Origin of the sequence: Chitinimonas sp. BJYL2, from assembly GCF_027257935.1 — a bacterium.
Lineage (GTDB): Bacteria > Pseudomonadota > Gammaproteobacteria > Burkholderiales > Chitinimonadaceae > Chitinimonas.
In genome coordinates this window covers 526,689-546,656 of the sequence record NZ_JANZKW010000002.1, presented here as the reverse complement: position 1 = coordinate 546,656, position 19,968 = coordinate 526,689, and the positions used below count along the sequence as shown (strand labels likewise).

Sequence of the window (19,968 nt, the reverse complement as noted above, 5' to 3'; positions counted from 1 at the left end):
CTTGATCGCTTCAATACGCACATCCCGTTCACAAGCTGGAGTGCAAGATGAAGACCCTGATCGCCTGTCTGCTGACTACCTTCTCCGCCGCCGCGCTAGCGTCGCCCGTTTGCACTTCGGAACCCAAGGACCGCTGGCAAGCGCCCGAGCAGTTCCAGCAAAAGCTCAAGGCCGATGGCTACCAGATTAAGAAGTTCAAGGTGCTGGACCACTGCTACGAGATCTATGGCCACGACAAGGCTGGCCGCAAGGTTGAAATCTACTTCGATCCGGTCAAGGGCCTGCCGGTCAAGCAGCGCATCGAATCATGAACGCCGTCTCCCCGACTGCGCGCGTGGCGGTGTGGGACCCGCTGGTCCGCCTGACGCACTGGACGGTTGCCTTGCTGGTGCTGGGCAACTTTCTCAATGAGGACGGCGAAACCTGGCATCGCTATGCGGGCTACACCGTGGTCGCACTGGTGCTGATCCGGCTGGTATGGGGTTGGGTGGGGCCCGGTCACGCGCGCCTGTGGACAGAACTGCCTACGCCACAGCGGATAACGGCCTATGTTTCGGCCCTATGGCAGGGCAAGGCGCCGCGTTATCTGGGCCACAACCCGCTGGGCATGTTGATGATGCTGGCCCTGTGGAGCGTGCTGCTGGGTCTTGGCCTCACTGGCTGGCTCATGGGTACGGACATGTTCTGGGGCGAGGAGTGGGTGGAGGAAATCCATGAGGCATTGGCCAACAGCCTGATGGTCCTGGTGCCCCTGCATGTGCTGGCCGCCATCATGGCCAGCCTGCATGAGCGCGACAACCTGATTGCCGCCATGGTGCACGGCAAAAAAAGCGTCAGCAACGACCATGTGGCAGCCCCATGAGCGATATCTTGCTGGATGATTTGCCACTGCAGCGTGTACTGCCGGCTCGCTGGCATGCCGTTGGCTGGCATCGCGCTTCGGGCCTTGGGCTGATACTCGGTGGCGTGTTTGTCGTGCTGTCGCTGCTGACCCGGCTGGCGCTGCTGTGCAAAACCGGGCCGGCGGTGGAGCCGGGGGCTGGCCCATCTGGTGCAGATATCAGCTACACCAGCCGCTTCCTGGGCTACGATCTCTTCAACTTGGAAGCAGGGCGCGAGCGTGCGTTCATCGGCACCTATCAGGACTTGGGTTTCTGGGCGATGGCAAGCTGGTCAAGCTCGATACCCGCCGCGGTGCCCGGGTGCTGGTGCCCAACGAGGCCGATGGCGCTGCTCAAGTAGCGGCCAATGATCCGCGCTGCTGGTCGATGCGATCAACTGGTATCAGGCCACTGCCTGGGCCTGTAGCCATGGCGGCCTGGGGCGCCGGCGTCGCCGATAAAGTACATATCAACTGGTTTGCATCAACAACAGGGCTGGCCAAGCATCCGGCCCTTCACTGAGAACCCGCTGACACACGATGCGTATCCTGCTGGTAGAAGACGACCGATTGCTGGGCGATGGCCTGCGTGCAGGCCTGATCCAGGCCGGCTATGTAGTGGATTGGGTGCAGGATGGTGCCGCCGCCGAGCTGGCGCTCAATACCCACCGTTTTTCTGCGGTGGTACTCGACTGGAACCTGCCGCGCGCCGATGGCCTGACCGTGTTGCGCCGCGTTCGGCAGCGCGGTGATGCCACCCCGGTGCTGATGTTGACCGCGCGGGACAGCATCGAAGACCGGGTGACTGGCCTCGATGGTGGTGCGGATGATTATCTGGTCAAACCCGTCGCCATGGCTGAACTGGCTGCGCGGCTGCGCGCCCTGATCCGGCGTAGTAGCGGGGTGAGCGAGGCGGTTTTCCGTTTTGGCGATCTGGCGCTCGATCCGGCGCGGCGGCAGGTGAGCGTGGGTGAGCGTAGCGTGGAGTTGTCGGTACGCGAGTTCGATGTGCTTGCCTTGCTGATCGGCCAGCCCGAGCGTCCGCTGGGCCGCGAGCAGATCGAGGAAGCCCTGTATGGCTGGGGTGAAGAAGTCGAGAGCAATGCCATCGAGGTGCATATCCACCATTTGCGCAAAAAACTCGGTAACGACTGGATCAAGACCCTGCGTGGTGTGGGTTATCTGCTGAACCCGGAGAAGCGATGAAATCACGCAGCCTGCGTTATCGGTTGATTGTGCTGCAACTGGCCGTGCTGGCGCCGCTATGGCTGCTGATGGCCTTGTTGGCCTACCGGGAAACCCTGGTCGAAGTGGACGAGATGTTCGATTCGCAGCTGGAGCAAGTGGCGGCGACCTTGTTCCAGCTGGATCTGTCGCAGATTCAAGCGGCGATTGATGCGCCGGCTTTCCAGCAGTTCAACGACGATGATGCTTTTGTGGCCCAGATCTGGACCGAGCAGGGAGAGATCCTGCTCAAGGGGGAGTCCGCACCGCTGATTCCTTTCGAACCTGCACCGGCACGTCTGGCTTACCTGCATCTCGCCGAGGGTGACTGGCGGGTATTGCGTGTGCACGACAAGACCAGTCGCCGCTGGCTGGCGGTGGCGCGACCCCTGCATGAACGTGAAGAACTGGCAGCCAGCCTGGCTGCGGGGCTGGCCGGGCCCTGGGTGGTGTCGCTCACCTTGATGGTTGGGCTGCTGTGGTGGGCTGTGGGGCGTGGCTTGGCACCCTTGGCCGAGTTGTCGCGCCAGGTGGCTGGCCGCCGCCCCGACGATCTGGCCCCGCTGGCGGTGCGGGCAACCCCGCAGGAAGCGGCACCGCTGCTTGCCGAGATCAATCTCTTGCTGGCTCGCGTGAGTACGGCGCTGGATAACGAACGCCGTTTCACGGCGGATGCCTCGCATGAATTGCGCACTCCGCTGGCGGCAATCCGAGCCCAGGTCGAGGTGGCGCAAGGGGAGGTAGACCCGGCACGGCGCCAGCAGGCGCTTCAGCATGCCATCCAGGGTATCGAGCGGGCGAGCCGGCTGACCAGCCAGTTGCTGACACTGGCCCGGCTGGATCATTTGGCGGGTCTGGATGATCTGCAGCGTCTCGATCTTCATGCCTTGGTGCGGTCGGTGCTGGCGGACGCCAGCAGCGCAGCACTGCAGCAGCATGTCGACCTGGCACTGGAAGGCGATGGGGGACTGGTCACCGGATCAGAGGGCTTGCTGAGGCTGGCCATCCGGAATCTGGTGGACAACGCGGTGGCGCATTCGCCGGCAGGCGGCCAGGTTCTGGCGCGGGTGGAAACCAGGACACAGGGTGTCAGCCTCACCGTGTGTGATGCCGGCCCAGGTGTGCCGGACGCCGTGCTGGCTAAGCTGGGCGAGCGATTCTTCCGTGCCGGGAGCGAGCGGCCCGGCAGCGGCCTGGGGCTCTCCATCGTAAGGCGTGTAGCGGCCCTGCACGGTGCGACGCTGCAGTTCTCCAATACCGGGGGGCTGCGTGTTTCACTGCTGTTTCCGGCGGAACCGCATTCCGGGTCCTTTTGACTGGCGCGGGGCCGTGCACAGGTTTGCCCGTACAACCCTGTGGGCGAGCTGTGCACAAGTCACCCAAGTGCCTGATCACAATGGCTTTAACATGGGTGCCACATTTTTAGGCAATCAGCGGGATTCACAGCCGCGACGTGCGCTGCCATCATCCGGCCATGAACACTGATCTCATTGAATTCATCAAAAGTATCCTGCTGGTGCTGACGGCGCTGATCCCCATCATCAATCCGCCGGGTGCCTCGCCGATTTTCCTGACCTACACCCACGGCAGCAGCGAGCAGGATCGCCGCATCATTGCCAAGAAGGTCGCCATCAACAGCTTCTTCATGCTGCTGGGGGCCATGTTCGTGGGCACCTATCTGCTCAAGTTCTTTGGCATTTCGCTGGCTGTCGTGAAGGTGGGTGGCGGTATCGTGGTGGCTGCAGCGGGTTGGCGCCTGCTCAATGTCGAGGACCATAGCCTGGAACAGAAGCCCGAGGTGCCTGCCGGTGCCGTCAGTAACCTGCGCCGGGCGTTCTTCCCGCTGACCTTCCCGTTCACCATCGGCCCAGGTTCCATCTCGATTGCAATTACGCTGGGCGTTACGCTGCGTTCGCGTGGCGGGATTGATGCGCTCAATGTGGCCGGTGGCCTGATCGGCATCGTGCTGGTCTGTTTTACCGTCTATTTCTGCTACCGCTACGCTCATCGCTTGCTTGAATGGCTGGGCGAAAACGGCCTCACGGTGTTCCTGCGGCTCACGGCCTTCATTCTGCTTTGCATCGGTGTGCAGATCATCTGGAACGGCGCGTCCGAACTGCTACATGGATTGCTTGTTGGGGTTTGAGCGCGGCTGGCGCAACGGTTTGCCCGGTTTTTTTCGCGTCGCAGGGGGCTGGCGGTTACACTAACGGTTCTGCCACTCCCTTTTCCCTTCAATGGAAATCGCTTTTCTTTTCGGACTGATCGTACTCAATGGCTTGTTTGCCATGTCCGAAATCGCACTGGTCACCGCGCGCCGTGCCCGCCTGCAACTACAGGCCGAGGCCGGCGATGTCGGCGCCGCTGCCGCCATCAAGCTCGGTGAAAATCCGACCCGTTTTCTTTCTACAGTCCAGATCGGCATCACGTCGATCGGCGTGCTCTCCGGTATCGTGGGTGAAGCCGCACTGGCTGGCCCTTTCTCGCTCTGGTTGATCAGTGTCGGCATGGATGCCGAGGTTGCAACGCTGCTGGCGCTGGTGCTGGTGGTGGTGTGCATTACCTATATCGCCATCGTGGTTGGCGAGCTGGTGCCCAAGCGCATCGGTCAGGTCTATCCCGAGCCGATTGCCCGCCTGGTTTCGCGCCCCATGCAATGGTTGGCCACGCTGACCAAGCCGTTCGTGCGCCTGCTGGCTGCCTCGACCGATGTCATTCTCAAGAGCCTGGGCGTGCGTGAGCAATCGAACACCGTGACCCAGGAAGAGATCCACGCCATGCTCGCCGAGGGCTCGGAGTCGGGCGTGATCGAACAGCATGAGCACGAGATGGTGCGCAACGTGTTCCGTCTTGACGATCGCCAGATCGGTTCGCTGATGACACCACGATCTGAAATCGTCTATCTGGATACCGATGATGATCGCCGCGTCAATCTGGAGAAGATTGCCGACACGGATCACTCGCGCTACCCGGTGTGCCATGGTGGCCTGGATGAAGTGCTGGGGATCGCCACGGCCAAACAGATTCTGGGCCAGACGCTGCGCGGCAAGGAAGCGGACTTCTCGGCTCATTTGCAGCCCGTTGTCTATGTGCCCGAAACCCTCACCGGCATGGAACTGCTGGAAAACTTCCGCCAGACCGCCGTGCAGATGGCGCTGGTGATCGACGAGTATGGCGAGATCCAGGGCTTGGTCACGCTGCAAGACTTGCTCGAAGCGATTACCGGCGAGTTCAAGCCGGCCGATATCGAAGACGCCTGGGCGGTCCAGCGCGACGACGGCAGCTGGCTGCTGGATGGCCTGATCCCGGTACCCGAACTCAAGGATCGCCTGGGTTTGCGCGATGTGCCAGAGGAAGACAAAGGCCGCTACCATACGCTGGCCGGCATGCTCATGCTTTTGCTCGGCCGTCTGCCGCAGACAGCCGACAAGCTCGACTGGGGCGGCTGGATCTTCGAAGTGGTGGATATGGACGGCAAGCGTATCGACAAGGTACTCGCCAGCCGTGACCCGTCGGCTGACACCGAGCTGGAGCCCGGCGAGCCCGGCCTCGACTGATGAACCTGCCGGTCGAGCCGCTGGCGCGGGTGTTCGGCGAGGCGGTGACCGAGCTGCCGCCCGACCTCTACATCCCGCCCGATGCGCTGCGGGTAATGCTGGAGCGCTTTGAAGGCCCGCTCGACCTGCTGCTGTATCTGATCCGCAAGCAGAACCTCGATATCCTCGATATCCCCATGGCGGCCGTTACGCGCCAGTACATGGATTACGTCGAAGCCATGCGGGTGCAGCGGCTGGAGCTGGCGGCCGAATACCTGCTGATGGCCGCGCTACTGATCGAGATCAAATCGCGTATGTTGCTGCCACGCGCACCCACGGCGACCGAGGACGATGGCCACGATCCGCGCGCCGAGCTGGTGCGGCGTCTGCTCGAGTACGAGCAGATGAAACTGGCTGCTTTCGAGCTCGATCAGCTGCCCGTGGCGGGCCGTGATTTCAGCTGGGTCAGTGTCTGGTTTGATCGCGAGATGGTCGTGCGCTTGCCTGAGGTGTCACCGGCCGATCTGAAACAGGCCTGGATGGGGCTGATTGCGCGCGCCAAGCACCACAAGCATCACACTGTCAAACCGGACGAGCTCAGCGTGCGCGAGCAGATGAGCAGTATCCTCAAGCAGCTCGCCGATGGCCGTCATCTTGAGTTCACCACACTCTTCGATACCACGCGCGGTGTCGGCATGCTGGTCGTGAGCTTCATTGCGGTGCTGGAGCTGACCAAGGAAGGCCTGATTGCGGTCACCCAGCTCGAACCTTACCAACCCATCTACGTGCAGCTGGCCGGCCACGCTGCCGCTCACTAATGCCTTATGCCTGATAGCCTCCACGACCGGCAGTACATGCAGACCGTGATCGAAACGGCCTTGCTCGTTGCCTCAGAGCCGCTGGGCCTGCACGATCTCAAGAAACTGTTTGCCGAGGAAGTGCGTGCCGAGTTGCTGCACGAGCTGCTCGACGCAATCCAGCAGGCCTGGACGGGCAGGGGGGTCGAGCTGGTCAAGCTGGCTTCGGGCTGGCGGTTCCGGGCAAGGTTGGAGTTCCAGCCCTATCTGGATCGGCTTGCGCCCGAAAAGCCCCCCCGCTATTCCCGTGCAGTCATGGAAACATTGGCGATCATTGCTTACAAGGGCCCCCTGACCCGTGGCGAGATCGAGGAGATTCGTGGCGTCGCAGTCTCAACCCAGATCGTGAAGACGCTGGAAGAGCGTGGCTGGATCGAGGTGGTGGGGCATCGCGATACGCCGGGTCGCCCAGGCTTGTACGCGAGCACCCGGGCGTTTCTGGATGATCTGGGACTCAAGAGCCGCAGCGAGCTACCGGCTTTGTCCGAGCTGGGGCAGCTTGTCGTGCCGGGCGCCGAGTAGCGCCATTCACTGCAATCGCGCGTTGTGCCTGCTAGTCTGCAATCAGAACAATCAGACAGCCGACGCGGACGGCGAGCAATGGAAGAGAAGATCTACACCCTGATCAGCCAGCAAGGTGGTGTCTGGCTGGCAAAAACAGAAGATGGCCAGCCCGCATTGCTGGTGCCCGATCCCGGTCTGGCCTTGCCGATGATGGTGTGCGATGCGCGGCACCCCGTCATGGCTGTGCTTGATGGTGATGCCGAGATCGACGGCGAGCACTGGCTGGCCTATCGCTGGGCGCCCGGTGTCCCCCTTAGCCGTCGTATCGAGCAGGGCGCAATGCCCCTGCTTGCAGCTGTCCGGCTGACGCTCAGGCTGTTGGATGGCGCCACCCATGCGCGCCTTGTTGGCTTGGCCTTGGGCACGATTGATGCCGATCGTGTCGTGATGGTGACGGACGAGCAGCCCTTGCTTGCTGCGGCACTGCCAGTGGGTGCACCGGTAGGCAGCCCGATTGAGGCCTTTGGCGGCTTGCTGTTCCAGTTGCTCACGGGTGTTTTCCCGCATCCGGATGCCAATGGCGAGCGCCCCGCCTTGCGCAAGTACCTGCCCGAGGTGGACGTGCGTCTGGAAACCCTGATCGAAGGGGCGCTGGACGATGCGCATGTGCCGCGTTTCGATAACCTGCTGGCCTTTCGCAATGCCCTCAGCGACTATCTTTCCGACCTGCAAGCGGTGGATGTGGCGGCCGAAGCTGCCGATGACCCGGCATTCCACCTGCGCCGCCAGCTTGAAGGCGCAGACGGGTTTCCCGCCTTGTCCCGCGCCATTGGTGCGATCAGCCGGGTGAGTGATAGTGATACCGAAAAGCTGCAGGTGCTGGCCTCCATCATCCTGCGCGACTTCTCGCTGACCAACAAGGTGCTCAGGCTCGCTAACTCAGTCACTTACGGTCAGTTTGGCGGCGGCATCAGCACGATCTCGCGTGCGGTTATGGTATTGGGCCTCAACACCATCAAAGGTCTGGCCCTCACGTCCGTATTGATCGAGCATCTGCAAGATCACCCTCGTGGCGATGATTTGCGTGACGAGGTGGTCCGCGCTTTTCTGGCCAGCCTTATCGCCCGCAAGATTGCCGAGCGCTGCGGTTATCGCGAGCCCGAAGAGGCCCGTGTGGCAGGGATGTTCCATCTATTGGGCCGGTTATTGGCGCTCTGTTACTTCCCGACTGAATCCGACCGGATAGACGAGGCGATCCGATCGGGCGAGCGAGAGAGTGTGGCCGTGCCGCGTGAGCTGGGTGCCAGTTACGAGGCGCTGGGCATGAGCGTGGCGCGCAGCTGGAACCTGCCCGGCAAACTGGTCAGCAGCCTGGCCGACGAAGACCCCAAGCCGCGTACCCCTCGTACTGATGGCGATTGGCTGCGCTTGTTTGCCAATGCGGGCAAACGCCTGACGCAAGCCACCCTGGCTGAGCCCGAACCGGAACGTGTACGCGCCTTTCTTACCGTGCGCGACGGCTATGGACCTGCGCTGCAGTTTGCCGAGCGCGACTTTCGTTCTGCCGTTGATGAAGCCAGCCGCGAGGCGCTGCGCGAGGCCGCAATTTTCGGCATGGAGTCGCAAGGGAGCGGTGTGCTCGCACGCCTCCGTAAACTCGCCGGACTACCCACCGTGGGTGGCCCCAAGCCTGCATCCGTTGATGAACCGCCTCCCGTGCCGTCGTCGCCGACGGTGGTTGAGCCTGTGGCGGCTACGGCGCCTGCAGCTACCGCGCCAGCCACAACTGAACCGCGCCCCGACGTAATAGAAGCGCTGGCAACCTGCGTGCAGGACGTGACCGAGACGCTGGTTGGCGAGTTTCGCCTCAATGACCTCCTCCGGATGATTCTGGAAACCCTGTACCGGAGCCTGGGAGCGGATCGTGTCGTGCTGGCTACCCGCAGCGTGCAGCGCAATGCCATCGTTGGCCGCTTTGGCTTTGGCACGGAGATCGATGATTTCCTGACCCGTTTTCGCGTGCCGCTGGATGAGGGAGCAGATGTATTCCGGGTTTCCCTGTCACAGAATGCGGACATCCTGATCGAGGATATCGACAATCTGGCGATCCGTGATCGCATCCCCGCCTGGTTCCGCCAAATCGGCGCGGGCCGTACCTTCCTGCTCTTGCCCGTGGTCATTGACCGTCGGGTTGTCGGTCTGTTCTATGCAGATTGCGACAAGCCCGGCAGTTTTCGTCTGGCGCAGCGGGAGTTGGCCTTGTGCAAGACCCTGCGTAATCAGGCCATACTGGCGATCCGGCAGAAAACCCCTGGCGGGCCAGGGTAAGGGTTTGTTGCATACCAGCAACCTTGTTCTATGAGCCCTGGATGCACCCCGCGGCTACCGCAAAGGCCCGCGTGACCTGCGTCATCGCGGCGCCGCATTGGAATTTTTGCTCTAGTTGCTAGGTTGCTGTTTGTAATCAGATTTTCACCTTGAATATAAATTTGTGCGTCGCAACAAAAGGAACTTGACTTGACCAGTCCGGCTCCTGATAATGGATTCCATGCTGCAGTGCAATATGAATGTCGCAGCGCTTCCACCCATCATCCAGGAGAAGACCTCATGTTCGCCGCTTCCGAATTCGCTGTGCTGGGCCAAGCCCAACTTGAAAAATCGATCCGTTTTTCCAATATCGCGCTGGCTGGTGCCGAACGCTTTGTTGCCCTGCAACTGGATGTGGTTCGTGAAGTCCTGTCCGAGCAAGGCTCGACCGTGAAGGCACTGACCGAAGTCAAGGATCTCCAGAGCCTGATCGCCCTGCAGCAGCAACTGGCTCAGCCCGCCGTCGACAAGGCCGTCTCGGTTGCCAAGAGCGTTTATGAAGTCTCCAGCAAGACGCAGGCTGAACTGGGTGCCTTTGTTGAAGACCAGATGGTTGAATTCAACAAGGGTCTGGTGACCTCGCTTGACAAGGCAGTGAAGCAAGCACCGGCCGGTTCCGAGATCGTTGTGTCCAGCATGAAGACGGCTGTTGCTGCCGCTGCTTCGGCTTACGACACCGTGACCAAGACTGCCAAGAAGGTGACGGCCGATTTCGCTGAAGCCAGCGTAGCTGCTGCTGAAACGTCGGCCAAGGCAGCTTCCAATGCAGCCAAGGCACCGACGCGCAAGGCTGCTGCAGCCTGATTCGCCCACCTGTCTGGTCGGCACTAACAAAAAGCCACGCATTGCGTGGCTTTTTGTTTTTGGTCGTGGTGGTGATTTACCTCGTGCCTGGGTCACGGGCTTGTTGCGGCAGGGCCCGCATCAAGGCCGCTTGCCGGCATGCAGCGCCGAAATATCCCCCAGCCAGGCCAACAGGGCGGCAATACGTCGGGCAGGCGCATCCTGCGGGCCGACGCCGGGTAGCGGCAGCTCCAGCCAGGCAGGCAGCATCTGGGCTGGTTCAAAGGGGTCTGCCCCGCTACTACGCTGCAGGTAATCGCGCGCAAGCTGCGCCAGCCGCTGTTGTTGTGCCTGATGCTGATGCCAGAAATGCCCGAATCCCGCCGTTGGCAGATGCTGGAACATCTGGGCAAGAATGCCTATGTCGCCTTCCAGTGCCAGCATGACCTGATCCAGAAAATGGGCGGCATCGACGTCACCCGCATGAAGCCAGACGCCCGCCTTGGGCGCCAGCGCATCCAGCACCGGGCGAGCCTGTGCAACATACGCCTTCGGCCCGCCGACCATCAGCATCAGGCCCAGCTCGCTGGCAAAGGGGTTGGCCTGCCAGGCAAGCCCCACTGCCTTGTCTGCCGGTTCTGTGGGTTTGCAGAGCAGGACCAGATCGTCCCCCGCTTCAGGTGGGCGAGTGGTGCTGCCTGTCAGCCAGGCTCTAGGTGCGGGTACCGTATCCCCGACAAGTTCAGCCTTGACGGCGGTGCTGCCATCGGGCGGGGTTGAATCCACCGAGTAAGTCCTGATTCCTTGCCGGACCAGCCGGCTGGCCAGCAGTTCGGGTGCGTCAAGCAGAACCAGGTTCACGAGGCGCCATGCCCTGCGCAAAGCGCCCGGCGCACCGCTTCGCTATCCAGGTGGTCGAGAAACCAGCGCAAGGCGTTCCCGCGGGCTTTGGTGGGCCAGGCGACATGAAGCTTGGCGGTGGGTTTGCCTTCTTCCACTTCCAGCGCCACCAGGCTGCCATCTGCAATATGGGGTGCGGCGATGCGTACTGGTAGAAACCCCACGCCAAGCCCCGCCAGCTGCGCGGCTACTTTGTCCCGCTGAGAGGAGACGCTGAGCGTGGGTTGGCCAGTCAACAAGCCCGATGTCCGTGGCGGCAGGCTGCGTGAACTGTCACTCACACTGATCGCGCGGTGGCTGCGCACAAGTTGCATGGGGATGGGCTGAGGTACTTGCGCCAGAGGATGTGTGGGCGCGACAGCCAGCACAAACTCGACGCTGCCGAGCAGAAAGCTCTTGAATCCGCCACCGGGAGGCGCATCGTCCGGCGCACCGATGGCCATGTCGGCACGGCCCGTATACAGCGCGTCCCAGGTGCCGCCGTAACCTTCGTGGATGAAGCGCAGCCGGGTTGCGCCGCCAACCTGGTCGAATGCGTGGACGGCATCCAGCAGGCGTTCAAAATCGATCAGGTCACCCACTGCAATCCGTAGCTCGGGTTCCCAGCCCGTGGCGACGCGTTTGACGCGCGCCTCCAGCGCTGCGGCCGCGTCGAGCAGGGGACGGCCTTCGCGCAGCAGCTCCTGACCCGCCGGGGTGAGGCGTGCCCGATGGCCGCTGCGATCAAAGATCAGCACATCCAGATCCTGCTCCAGCTTCTGGATCGTGTAGGTCACGGCAGAGGGCACGCGATGCAGCTCGCTCGCCGCTGCGGCAAAGCTGCCCTTGCGGTCGATGGCATCCAGGACGATCAGGGCATCGAGCGATAGGCGCATGTCACTGGCGTGTAGTCAGCACGCTTTGGGGGGTGGTCGGTGGCGGAAATGGTCATGGGCGAATTATGGTGTGCGCGGGAACGTATTGCTGATCATTTCGTCGGAAGGACTGAACGTGTGCGTACGAGGGCATGAGCGGGCAGTGAGAGTGGCAGCAGGCCGGCGCCGAGCCTACACTGGCAAGTGGGTACTGGCACGGGTTCAAAGGATGTGAAGTTGATGGAAGCGCATCGTTTTGATGATTGGGCGGGCTACAGGGCTGCGTTGCTCAACTTGTTGGATCAGGCGCCAACCAGGCTGGACTGGCTGGATGACGACCTGTCTGAAACCGGCATTGGCACCTTGGCGGTGGTTGAGCATCTCGCCAGCCTGTTTGCGGTACCAAGGAATGGCAGTTTGCGTTTGCTGGTGCTTGACCCTGCTTGGCTGCAGGCGAGATGCCCGCGTACCGTGAGCCTTTTCCAGACTTGGGGCCATCGTGTTGAGGTGCGCGTCTGTGATGAGGCAGATCATCCCGTTGACGAGCGCTTTCTGTTGGGAAATACCACGGTGGTCAGACGCTTTCACCCTGATTCTCCGCGAGGTGAGCTGACGGCAGAGGGGCAAAAAAGGGCGCTGTGCCAGCAGCGATTTGATGCGCTTTGGCACGGGGCCGCGCCGATCAGTATCAGTCGGCCACTGGGTCTTTGACACCAGTGCAAACTTTCTATTGCTGCAATGCAATCTGACCACTAGTTTTTTCTTTGGAAGCTGCTAGAATTTTCCAGTCGGTCGTCATTGATGCGTCAAAGGTTACAAGCCCTCGATCAACGGTCGATTGCTTAATTGGATTTGCTGTTTCATTTGTGAAACTCACTTTAAAAGGTAATAACCATGAATAAGTCCCTGCTCGTCGCTGCTCTGCTCGCCCTGGGTCTGGCCGCTTGTGGCAACAAGGAAGAAGCTCCTGCTGCTGAAGCCGCTCCTGCTGCTGAAGCCGCTCCTGCTGCTGCTCCTGCTGCTGAAGCCGCTCCTGCTGCTCCTGCTGCTGACGCTGCCGCCGCCCCTGCTGCTGACGCCGCTGCTGCTCCTGCTGCTGACGCCGCTGCTGCTCCTGCTGCTCCTGCAGAAGCCCCGAAGCAGTAATAGCTTCGTAGCGCGCAAAAAAGCCGACTTTCGAGTCGGCTTTTTTGTTGCCGGCATTTCCGGCAGCAGCACAAAACAGAAAGGACGCTTGTTGCGTCCTTTCTGTTTATTTATCAAGACGATAAATCATATTAAGGCGGTATTGGTCAGCGGCGCTTTCCGGCAATGCGAGGCGTGTCGACCTGTACATCGGCATTCTGTGCGCGGTGGCGCAGGGCATGGTCCATCAGAACCAGGGCCATCATGGCCTCGGCAATCGGCGTGGCACGGATGCCGACACAGGGATCGTGGCGGCCCGTGGTCTGCATCATCACCGACTCCCCATCCTTGTTGATGGACTTACGCTCTTGCGGAATGCTGGACGTCGGCTTGATGGCAATGCTGGCGGTGATGTCCTGACCGGTGGAAATGCCGCCCAGCACGCCACCGGCGTGGTTGCTGGCAAAGCCTTCGGGCGTCAGTTCATCGCCATGCACGCTGCCGCGCTGCGCCACCACACCGAAACCATCGCCAATTTCCACACCCTTGACGGCATTGATGCTCATCATGGCATAGGCGATATCGGCATCCAGCCGGTCGTAAACCGGTTCGCCCCAGCCCACGGGTACATTTTCTGCCACCACTTCGATACGCGCACCAATCGAGTCGCGTTCTGCGCGGATCGTGTCCATATAGGCTTCGAGCTGCGGCACGATCTCGTCATTGGGTGCAAAGAACGGGTTTTCGCTGACGTGTTCCCAAGCTTTGAACGGAATGGCGACTTCGCCGATCTGGCTCATGTAACCACGGATCACGATACCGAACTTCTCGTTGAGCCATTTCTTGGCAATGGCACCGGCTGCCACGCGCACGGCGGTTTCGCGGGCGGAGGAGCGGCCACCGCCGCGGTAGTCGCGGATGCCGTATTTGTGCCAGTAGGTGTAATCGGCATGGCCGGGACGGAAGGTCTCGACGATCTTGCCGTAATCCTGGCTGCGCTGGTCAGTATTGCGAATCAGCAGGGCGATGGGGTGGCCGGTGGTCTTGCCTTCGAATACGCCAGACAGGATCTCGACCTGGTCGGGTTCCTTACGCTGGGTGACATGGCGACTGGTGCCCGGCTTACGGCGATCCAGCTCCAGCTGGATATCGGCCTCGCTGATGCTCAGGCCCGGTGGGCAGCCATCCACCACACACCCGATGCCGGGGCCGTGGCTTTCGCCGAATGAGGTAACGGTAAACAGCAAGCCCAATGTACTGCCCGGCATGATTCAACCTCGCGCTGCGTGCCAGCCGCAGTGGGCGGATGGCGGGTTTCCAGAACGCGCAAGTCTAGCACGGCGCGCCCGCTCGTCCGCCTGAGCGCGCCGTGTAGTAAGAAACATGTCGCTACAGATCAAATCGTTACGGCGTCAAACACGGCGGTGAGCTGGGCGCGGGCGTGGGCAATCCCGGCATCACGGGCCGCAGGGCCCATCGCCAGGCCATGGGCATGGACGATGGTGATGTCGGTGATGCCAACAAACTGCAGTACCAGCTTCAGGTATTCATCGTGCGCTGCTGCCGTGGGCTGGCCTGCGTGCTGGCCGCCTGCGGTCGAGACGATGATGACCTTCTTGCCACCAGCCAGACCTTCGGGGCCGTTCGGGCCGTAGCGGAAGGTCTTGCCGGCCACGGCGATACGGTCGATCCAGGCCTTGAGCTGGCTGGGGATCGAGAAGTTGTACATCGGTGCGCCGATGACGATGGCGTCGGCCGCGAGGAATTCGTTGAGGATCTGCTCCGACAGCGCGGCTTCGTGTTTTTGCGCAGCATCGCGCAGTTCGGCCGGGGTGGCGTTGGCAGCGAGGCTCAGGCCGCTGAGGAAGTTGGGCGCATCGGCGGCCAGATCGCGGTAGCTGACGATGGCAGTGGGTTCTGCCACGCGCCAGGCTTCGACGGCTTCACGGCTGAGCTGACGCGAAGCGGAATGGTCACCGAGGATGCTCGAATCGATATGCAGCAGTTTCATGGCTATCTCCAAAGTCGTCGCCGAAGTGGCGCTGTCTTGGAATGCATAGTATTGATGCGGCGAATGTCGAACTAGATGGCTAGAATGCGATGCATTGTTCCATTGGTGAGTTCAATTGATGCAAGACCTCAATGATCTGCATTACTTTGCGCGCGTGGTGGAAGCGGGGGGCTTTGCCGCCGCAGGGCGCCTGTTGGGGATGCCCAAGTCCACGCTCTCGCGCCGGGTGGCCGAGTTGGAAGCGCGTTTGGGTGTGCGCTTGCTGCACCGCACGACGCGCAAGCTGGTGCTTACTGAAGTGGGCGAGCGTTTCCACCAGCATTGCCTGGCCATGTTGCTGGAGGCTGATGCGGCCGAGGAGGCGGTGGCGGCGCTGAGTGCGGAGCCGCGCGGACGCTTGCGCGTATCGTGCCCGGTGAGCCTGGCACAGACGCAGCTGACCAGCGTGGTACCGGGTTTTCTGGCGCTGTACCCGAAGGTGCGGCTGGAAGTGCTGCTCACCAATCGCCGCGTGGACGTGATCGAGGAGGGCGTGGACATTGCCCTGCGTGTACGCGCCCCCGGTGATGAGGACGCCTCGCTGGTTGCTCGCCGCTTGCGCCGCGCCGAATCGATTCTGGTCGCGCATCCCCATCTGCTGGCCGGGCGTGTGCTCGATACCCCCGAGCAACTGGCTGAGCTACCCTCGCTGGGCGCGCTGGATATGGACAGGCGCACACGCTGGCCCTTGCAGGGGCCCAACGGCCACCGCGTGGAGGTGGTGACCGAGCCACGCCTGGGCGCGGACGATTTCATCTTGCGGAAGGCCGGGGCGCTGGCGGCGCTGGGCGTGACCATGCTGCCCGAGGTGTACTGCGAGGAAGAGCTGGCGGCAGGCACCCTGGTGCGGGTACTGCCAGGCTGGCATATGCCCGAAGCCTGGTTGCAGGCCGTGTATGCGCATCGGCGCGGCTTGCTCCCGGCGGTACGCTGCTTTGTGGATTATCTGGTCGAGGTGTTCGGCAAGGATGCCGACAGGCTGGTGTGAGTCTTAGCCTTGGTAATCAAACCGCGCACGTTTGACGTTGCAGAACAGCTCGTAATCGATGGTGCCAGCCGCCGCGGCGATCTCGCTGGCCGGCAGGCCGTCGCCCCACAGCCTTACCGGTGTCCCGATATCGGCATCCAGACCGGTGAGGTCGATGGTCATCATGTCCATCGACACACGGCCGATAATGCGGCTGCGCTGGCCGTTGACCAGCACGGGTGTGCCCGTGGGTACGACGCGCGGATACCCATCGGCATAGCCGCAAGCAACCACGCCAACGCGGGTTGGGGCGTCGGTCACAAACCGTGCGCCGTAGCCGATGGCTTCGCCCGCGGGCAGATCGCGTACCGAGATCACCTTGCTGTCGAGCTGCATGACGGGTTGGGGCCAGTCGGGCAGCACGCGGTCGGTGCCAGCGCCGCCGTAGAGCATAATGCCGGCACGGCCCCAGTCACCATGGGCATGCGACCACGCAAGGATGCCGCCTGAGTTGCTGAGGCTGGTGGGCAGGTTCAGTCCCGCCGTTGCGGCTTCAAAGCGGGCGATCTGTTTGGGGGTGGCATCGCTGTCGAGTTCATCAGCGCGTGCAAAGTGGCTCATGGCCACCAGGTCGCGCACCTTGCCGCTGGCACGCAGACGTTCGACGGCGGTGCGGAAATCATCGGGATGCAGGCCCAGGCGGTGCATGCCGCTGTCCATCTTGGCCCAGACGGTAAAGCGGTGTTCAAGCGGGCTGGCCGCCAGTTCGTCGACTTGCCACAGGCTGTGCAAGGCCGTCCATAGATCGTAGCGCGCAATCTGCGCCAGTTCGCTGGCCTCGAACCAGCCTTCCAGCAGCAGAATCGGTTGGACGATGCCCGCTTCTCGCAGCTGGATGGCCTCTTCAATCGCCGCCACGCCAAAGCCGTCGGCAATATCAGCCAATGCCTGCGCACAGCGCACCGCGCCGTGGCCATACGCATTGGCCTTGACGATGGCAAGGACCTTGCCGCCATGCAGGCGCTTGGCCAGCAGGTAGTTGTGGCGCAGGGCAGCGAGGTCGATGGTGGCAGTGAGAGGGCGGCTCATGGCAGGTGGGCGGGTGAGATGGCTGCAAGCATACCGCAGGGCCGCAGCGGGTGTGGCGGCGGGGCTGTGGGTGCTTGGTGCAAAGGGGGAGAGGTGGGTTACGCCGCTTGGCGGCTAACCCACCTTATGGAGGGACGATCAGGCCGTGGCGGGCTGGAAGCCTTGCAGGCGGGCGCCGATGGCTTTCTTGCCGTAGCGATCGATGCCCAGGCCTTCTGTGCGGATTTCCGGGCGCTGGCCGGTGACGATATCCGCCATCAACTTGCCCGAGCCGCAGGCCATGGTCCAGCCCAGCGTGCCGTGGCCGGTGTTCAGGCTCAGGTTTGCGATGGGGGTGCGGCCGACGATGGGCGTGCCATCGGGTGTCATCGGGCGCAGGCCGGTCCAGAAGCTGGCCTCCTTGACGTTGCCCCCTTCGGGGAACAGGTCGTTGACTACCATTTCCAGCGTTTCGCGGCGGCGAGGGTTCAGGCTCAGGTCGTAGCCGCCGAGTTCGGCCATGCCACCGACGCGGATGCGGTCGTCAAAACGGGTGATGGCAATCTTGTAGGTCTCATCGAGCACGGTGGAGACGGGTGCGCCATCGGGGTTGGTAATCGGCACGGTCAGCGAGTAGCCCTTGGTCGGGTAGACCGGCAGATTGAGGCCCAGATCCTTGACCAGCTGGCGGCTGAAGCTGCCCATCGCAACCACATAATGGTCGGCCGTCAGGCGGTTTCCGTCCACCATTACGCCGGCAATGCGGCCACGTTCCATGACCAGTTCATCGATCACGGTGTTGAAGCGGAAGGTGACGCCCAGCGCCTCGGCGCGCTTGGCCAGCTCGGTGGTGAAGCGCTGGCAGTCACCGGTTTCGTCGTTGGGCAAACGCAGACCGCCGACCACACGCCCTGGCACCTTGGCCAGCGCAGGTTCGGCGATGGCGCAACCGGCTTCGTCGAGCAGTTCAAACGGTACGCCGCAGGCTTCGAGTACAGGGATGTCGCGCGCTGCGCCGTCAAGCTGATACTGGCTGCGGAACAGTTGCAGGGTACCGCCGGTACGCTGTTCGTATTCCAGACCGATTTCGCTGCGCAGGGCGCGCAGGCAGTCACGGCTGTACTCGGACAACCGCATCATGCGTTCCTTGTTGATCGCATAGGCGCTGTCGTTGCAGTTGGCCAGCATCTGCGCCATCCATTGCAGTTGGAACAGGCTGCCATCGGGACGGATTGCCAAGGGAGCGTGGCGCTGGAACAGCCACTTGATCGCCTTGGTGGGGATGCCGGGGGCCGCCCAAGGCGTCGAGTAGCCCGGAGAGATCTGGCCGGCGTTGGCAAAGCTGGTTTCCATGGCGACGCCACTCTGGCGTTCCAGCACCGTGACCTTGGCGCCGGCCTTGGCTAGGTAGTAAGCCGTCGAAACACCAATCACACCACCGCCGAGCACGATCACTTGCATGGGTTGTCTGCCTTTGAATATTTGGTTCAGGAATTTCACGCAGTGTATTGATGGATACGCAAAAAGTGCCGCCAAGTTAGGTATCTGTGGCGAGATTAATTCCTGTTTGTTAGGCTATTTGCGAGAAAAACTCTGATTGCCACCGGAATGCGTGAACTCGACCGGATTGATCGCAAGATATTGATTTATCTACAACAAGATGGCCGCATGGCCTTGACCGAGCTGGCTGAGAAGGTAGGGCTTTCCACTACGCCTACGTCCGAGCGCGTGAAACGGCTGGAGCGTGACGGCATCATCGAAGGCTATTTCGCCCGCGTGAACCCGCGTGCGGTGGGCTGCGCGCAGCTTGTATTTGTAGAGCTAAGGCTGGCGGCCAAGTCGGCAGAAATCTTCGATCAGTTCCGGCGTGAGGTGATGAAGTTGCCGAACATCGTCGAATGCCATTTGGTATCGGGTGATTTCGACTATCTGGTCAAGGCGCGGATTTCCGATATGTCGCAGTACCGCACGCTGCTCGGCGACATCCTGCTGAATCTGCCTGGTGCGGTGGAGAGCCGCAGTTATGTGGTGATGGAAGAAGTGAAGGAGACCTTGCAGTTGCCGGTGCTGCCGGTCTGAGTGTGTGGTTGCTTAAGCCATGGGGCCAGCCACATCGACGCTTACTTCAGATACTTGTCGTAAATGGCCTGAAAGCGGCCTGAGTCCTTGAGGTGTTTGAGCCCGATATTGAAGTCGTCGCGCACTTTGGGATCGCGGAACACGGGACGATAATCCATGGGATTCAGCGCGGTAAAGCGATGTTCCTCGACGGCTGGCGGCAGGAAACCCTCTGTTTTCTGGAGTTGCAAGGTGAAGTAGCGAAAGATGCTGCGATCACTCAGCACCACGTCATACCGCCCCCGAGCCAGTGTCAGAACTTGCACTCGTTGATCATTCTGCTCGAAGTAACGCCCATCAGCCTTGACCTGATCAAGCCATTCCGGATAGCGCTTGATGGCGCCCTGGAACGAAATCACCGAGAGTCCCTTGAGGTCTGCTGGCTTGCTGATGCGCAGGTTGCGTGATTTCAGCGTGATCAGTACGTTGTCGTACACCACCGCAGGGTCGCCATAGTGGCCGCCGAAGGGGCGCAGGTCCTCACCCAGATCGGTCATGGCGGCGCTGACCTCCTTGCCCTTGAAGGCAACCGGAATACGTGCAAACGGGTAATAGACCGGTTTGAGCACATGCCCCCGGTAGGCCAACGCCTCACCGATGACCTCTAGTTCGATGCCGGTATTGCTTGCCGGGAAACAAAACGGCGGGATCTTCTCGCCGAAGGCCATCTGGACGACCGAGGCCTGTGAGCTTTGGGCGGCGAGCAAACACAAGAAAATAATTAGGGCTCTCATC

The 19,968-nt window shown here is 61.7% G+C and carries 22 protein-coding genes; 15 read left to right on the top strand and 7 right to left on the bottom strand.

The window, feature by feature from the left end:
* Window positions 1-47 precede the first annotated feature (47 nt).
* The 11 genes from O9X62_RS08095 to O9X62_RS08045 all read left to right on the top strand — a co-directional run bounded on the left by O9X62_RS08095 (window position 48) and on the right by O9X62_RS08045 (window position 10,172).
* Window positions 48-311 (top strand): PepSY domain-containing protein, encoded by a 264-nt coding sequence (locus tag O9X62_RS08095; RefSeq protein WP_269532297.1) that lies wholly within the window; start codon window positions 48-50, stop codon window positions 309-311.
* Entirely contained in the window at window positions 308-862 is a 555-nt protein-coding gene (locus O9X62_RS08090; protein WP_269532296.1) for a cytochrome b/b6 domain-containing protein, read from the top strand. The genes O9X62_RS08095 and O9X62_RS08090 overlap by 4 nt, the downstream gene beginning before the upstream one ends.
* The gene (locus O9X62_RS08085) at window positions 859-1,242 is read left to right on the top strand and encodes a hypothetical protein (protein ID WP_269532295.1); all 384 of its coding nucleotides are present in this window, start codon (window positions 859-861) and stop codon (window positions 1,240-1,242) included. Before O9X62_RS08090 ends, O9X62_RS08085 begins: the two co-directional genes overlap by 4 nt.
* A gap of 178 nt (window positions 1,243-1,420) precedes the next feature.
* Window positions 1,421-2,086 (top strand): response regulator transcription factor, encoded by a 666-nt coding sequence (locus O9X62_RS08080; RefSeq protein WP_269532294.1) that lies wholly within the window; start codon window positions 1,421-1,423, stop codon window positions 2,084-2,086.
* A complete protein-coding gene (locus O9X62_RS08075) occupies window positions 2,083-3,420 on the top strand; it encodes an ATP-binding protein (protein ID WP_269532293.1) in 1,338 nt (445 codons plus the stop codon). The genes O9X62_RS08080 and O9X62_RS08075 overlap by 4 nt, the downstream gene beginning before the upstream one ends.
* A 158-nt stretch (window positions 3,421-3,578) precedes the next feature.
* Window positions 3,579-4,250: a MarC family protein gene (locus O9X62_RS08070; protein WP_269532292.1), complete on the top strand. Its 672-nt coding sequence runs from the start codon at window positions 3,579-3,581 to the stop codon at window positions 4,248-4,250.
* A gap of 91 nt (window positions 4,251-4,341) precedes the next feature.
* Window positions 4,342-5,661, top strand: coding sequence for a hemolysin family protein (locus O9X62_RS08065; RefSeq protein ID WP_269532291.1), 1,320 nt, complete (start codon window positions 4,342-4,344; stop codon window positions 5,659-5,661).
* On the top strand, window positions 5,661-6,458 hold the full coding sequence (locus O9X62_RS08060; RefSeq protein WP_269532290.1) for a ScpA family protein: 798 nt from the start codon (window positions 5,661-5,663) through the stop codon (window positions 6,456-6,458). Before O9X62_RS08065 ends, O9X62_RS08060 begins: the two co-directional genes overlap by 1 nt.
* A 6-nt stretch (window positions 6,459-6,464) precedes the next feature.
* Window positions 6,465-7,019: an SMC-Scp complex subunit ScpB gene (gene scpB, locus O9X62_RS08055; protein WP_308446446.1), complete on the top strand. Its 555-nt coding sequence runs from the start codon at window positions 6,465-6,467 to the stop codon at window positions 7,017-7,019.
* Window positions 7,020-7,097: 78 nt separating this feature from the next.
* On the top strand, window positions 7,098-9,329 hold the full coding sequence (locus tag O9X62_RS08050) for an HDOD domain-containing protein (RefSeq protein WP_269532289.1): 2,232 nt from the start codon (window positions 7,098-7,100) through the stop codon (window positions 9,327-9,329).
* 279 nt (window positions 9,330-9,608) lie between these two features.
* The gene (locus tag O9X62_RS08045) at window positions 9,609-10,172 is read left to right on the top strand and encodes a phasin family protein (RefSeq protein ID WP_269532288.1); all 564 of its coding nucleotides are present in this window, start codon (window positions 9,609-9,611) and stop codon (window positions 10,170-10,172) included.
* A gap of 120 nt (window positions 10,173-10,292) precedes the next feature.
* Here the strand turns inward: O9X62_RS08045 and O9X62_RS08040 are convergent, their stop codons facing one another.
* Together O9X62_RS08040 and O9X62_RS08035 are read right to left on the bottom strand one after the other, a co-directional pair.
* The gene (locus O9X62_RS08040; protein ID WP_269532286.1) at window positions 10,293-11,012 is read right to left on the bottom strand and encodes a hypothetical protein; all 720 of its coding nucleotides are present in this window, start codon (window positions 11,010-11,012) and stop codon (window positions 10,293-10,295) included.
* Window positions 11,009-11,926, bottom strand: a complete 918-nt coding sequence (locus O9X62_RS08035; protein ID WP_269532285.1) for a LysR family transcriptional regulator — start codon at window positions 11,924-11,926, stop codon at window positions 11,009-11,011. The genes O9X62_RS08040 and O9X62_RS08035 overlap by 4 nt, the downstream gene beginning before the upstream one ends.
* Window positions 11,927-12,109: 183 nt before the next feature.
* Here O9X62_RS08035 and O9X62_RS08030 point away from each other — a divergent pair, with 183 nt between their 5' ends.
* Window positions 12,110-12,616 (top strand): hypothetical protein, encoded by a 507-nt coding sequence (locus O9X62_RS08030; RefSeq protein ID WP_269532284.1) that lies wholly within the window; start codon window positions 12,110-12,112, stop codon window positions 12,614-12,616.
* A 183-nt stretch (window positions 12,617-12,799) separates the two neighbouring features.
* A complete protein-coding gene (locus tag O9X62_RS08025; protein WP_269532283.1) occupies window positions 12,800-13,051 on the top strand; it encodes a hypothetical protein in 252 nt (83 codons plus the stop codon).
* Between the two features lie 146 nt (window positions 13,052-13,197).
* Here O9X62_RS08025 and aroC read toward each other — a convergent pair whose 3' ends face one another.
* Window positions 13,198-14,298 carry a chorismate synthase gene (gene aroC / locus O9X62_RS08020; protein WP_269532282.1) on the bottom strand — a complete coding sequence of 367 codons (1,101 nt, stop codon included), beginning with the start codon at window positions 14,296-14,298 and terminating at the stop codon, window positions 13,198-13,200.
* A gap of 128 nt (window positions 14,299-14,426) precedes the next feature.
* Window positions 14,427-15,041 (bottom strand): FMN-dependent NADH-azoreductase, encoded by a 615-nt coding sequence (locus tag O9X62_RS08015; RefSeq protein WP_269532281.1) that lies wholly within the window; start codon window positions 15,039-15,041, stop codon window positions 14,427-14,429.
* A 118-nt stretch (window positions 15,042-15,159) separates the two neighbouring features.
* On the opposite strand from O9X62_RS08015, the gene O9X62_RS08010 reads away from it, so the two are divergent.
* The gene (locus O9X62_RS08010; protein ID WP_269532280.1) at window positions 15,160-16,068 is read left to right on the top strand and encodes a LysR substrate-binding domain-containing protein; all 909 of its coding nucleotides are present in this window, start codon (window positions 15,160-15,162) and stop codon (window positions 16,066-16,068) included.
* Between the two features lie 3 nt (window positions 16,069-16,071).
* On the opposite strand, the gene alr is transcribed toward O9X62_RS08010, so the two are convergent.
* Entirely contained in the window at window positions 16,072-17,136 is a 1,065-nt protein-coding gene (gene alr / locus O9X62_RS08005) for an alanine racemase (protein WP_269532279.1), read from the bottom strand.
* Window positions 17,137-17,274: 138 nt separating this feature from the next.
* Window positions 17,275-18,597: a D-amino acid dehydrogenase gene (locus O9X62_RS08000; protein ID WP_374708391.1), complete on the bottom strand. Its 1,323-nt coding sequence runs from the start codon at window positions 18,595-18,597 to the stop codon at window positions 17,275-17,277.
* Window positions 18,598-18,723: 126 nt separating this feature from the next.
* Between O9X62_RS08000 and O9X62_RS07995 the strand changes: the two genes are divergently transcribed.
* On the top strand, window positions 18,724-19,194 hold the full coding sequence (locus O9X62_RS07995; RefSeq protein ID WP_269532277.1) for an Lrp/AsnC ligand binding domain-containing protein: 471 nt from the start codon (window positions 18,724-18,726) through the stop codon (window positions 19,192-19,194).
* Between the two features lie 41 nt (window positions 19,195-19,235).
* Here O9X62_RS07995 and O9X62_RS07990 read toward each other — a convergent pair whose 3' ends face one another.
* Window positions 19,236-19,967, bottom strand: a complete 732-nt coding sequence (locus tag O9X62_RS07990; protein WP_269532276.1) for an ABC transporter substrate-binding protein — start codon at window positions 19,965-19,967, stop codon at window positions 19,236-19,238.
* Between the last annotated feature and the right edge of the window lies 1 nt (window position 19,968).

What these genes read in the sequence shown, in the direction of transcription:
- O9X62_RS08095 (WP_269532297.1), top strand. Translation starts at nt 48, where the DNA reads ATGAAGACCCTGATCGCCTGTCTGCTGACTACCTTCTCCGCCGCCGCG.
- O9X62_RS08090 (WP_269532296.1), top strand. Translation starts at nt 308, where the DNA reads ATGAACGCCGTCTCCCCGACTGCGCGCGTGGCGGTGTGGGACCCGCTG.
- O9X62_RS08085 (WP_269532295.1), top strand. Translation starts at nt 859, where the DNA reads ATGAGCGATATCTTGCTGGATGATTTGCCACTGCAGCGTGTACTGCCG.
- O9X62_RS08080 (WP_269532294.1), top strand. Translation starts at nt 1,421, where the DNA reads ATGCGTATCCTGCTGGTAGAAGACGACCGATTGCTGGGCGATGGCCTG.
- O9X62_RS08075 (WP_269532293.1), top strand. Translation starts at nt 2,083, where the DNA reads ATGAAATCACGCAGCCTGCGTTATCGGTTGATTGTGCTGCAACTGGCC.
- O9X62_RS08070 (WP_269532292.1), top strand. Translation starts at nt 3,579, where the DNA reads ATGAACACTGATCTCATTGAATTCATCAAAAGTATCCTGCTGGTGCTG.
- O9X62_RS08065 (WP_269532291.1), top strand. Translation starts at nt 4,342, where the DNA reads ATGGAAATCGCTTTTCTTTTCGGACTGATCGTACTCAATGGCTTGTTT.
- O9X62_RS08060 (WP_269532290.1), top strand. Translation starts at nt 5,661, where the DNA reads ATGAACCTGCCGGTCGAGCCGCTGGCGCGGGTGTTCGGCGAGGCGGTG.
- scpB (WP_308446446.1), top strand. Translation starts at nt 6,465, where the DNA reads ATGCCTGATAGCCTCCACGACCGGCAGTACATGCAGACCGTGATCGAA.
- O9X62_RS08050 (WP_269532289.1), top strand. Translation starts at nt 7,098, where the DNA reads ATGGAAGAGAAGATCTACACCCTGATCAGCCAGCAAGGTGGTGTCTGG.
- O9X62_RS08045 (WP_269532288.1), top strand. Translation starts at nt 9,609, where the DNA reads ATGTTCGCCGCTTCCGAATTCGCTGTGCTGGGCCAAGCCCAACTTGAA.
- O9X62_RS08035 (WP_269532285.1), bottom strand. Translation starts at nt 11,926, where the DNA reads ATGCGCCTATCGCTCGATGCCCTGATCGTCCTGGATGCCATCGACCGC.
- O9X62_RS08025 (WP_269532283.1), top strand. Translation starts at nt 12,800, where the DNA reads ATGAATAAGTCCCTGCTCGTCGCTGCTCTGCTCGCCCTGGGTCTGGCC.
- aroC (WP_269532282.1), bottom strand. Translation starts at nt 14,298, where the DNA reads ATGCCGGGCAGTACATTGGGCTTGCTGTTTACCGTTACCTCATTCGGC.
- O9X62_RS08015 (WP_269532281.1), bottom strand. Translation starts at nt 15,041, where the DNA reads ATGAAACTGCTGCATATCGATTCGAGCATCCTCGGTGACCATTCCGCT.
- O9X62_RS08010 (WP_269532280.1), top strand. Translation starts at nt 15,160, where the DNA reads ATGCAAGACCTCAATGATCTGCATTACTTTGCGCGCGTGGTGGAAGCG.
- alr (WP_269532279.1), bottom strand. Translation starts at nt 17,136, where the DNA reads ATGAGCCGCCCTCTCACTGCCACCATCGACCTCGCTGCCCTGCGCCAC.
- O9X62_RS07995 (WP_269532277.1), top strand. Translation starts at nt 18,724, where the DNA reads ATGCGTGAACTCGACCGGATTGATCGCAAGATATTGATTTATCTACAA.
- O9X62_RS07990 (WP_269532276.1), bottom strand. Translation starts at nt 19,967, where the DNA reads ATGAGAGCCCTAATTATTTTCTTGTGTTTGCTCGCCGCCCAAAGCTCA.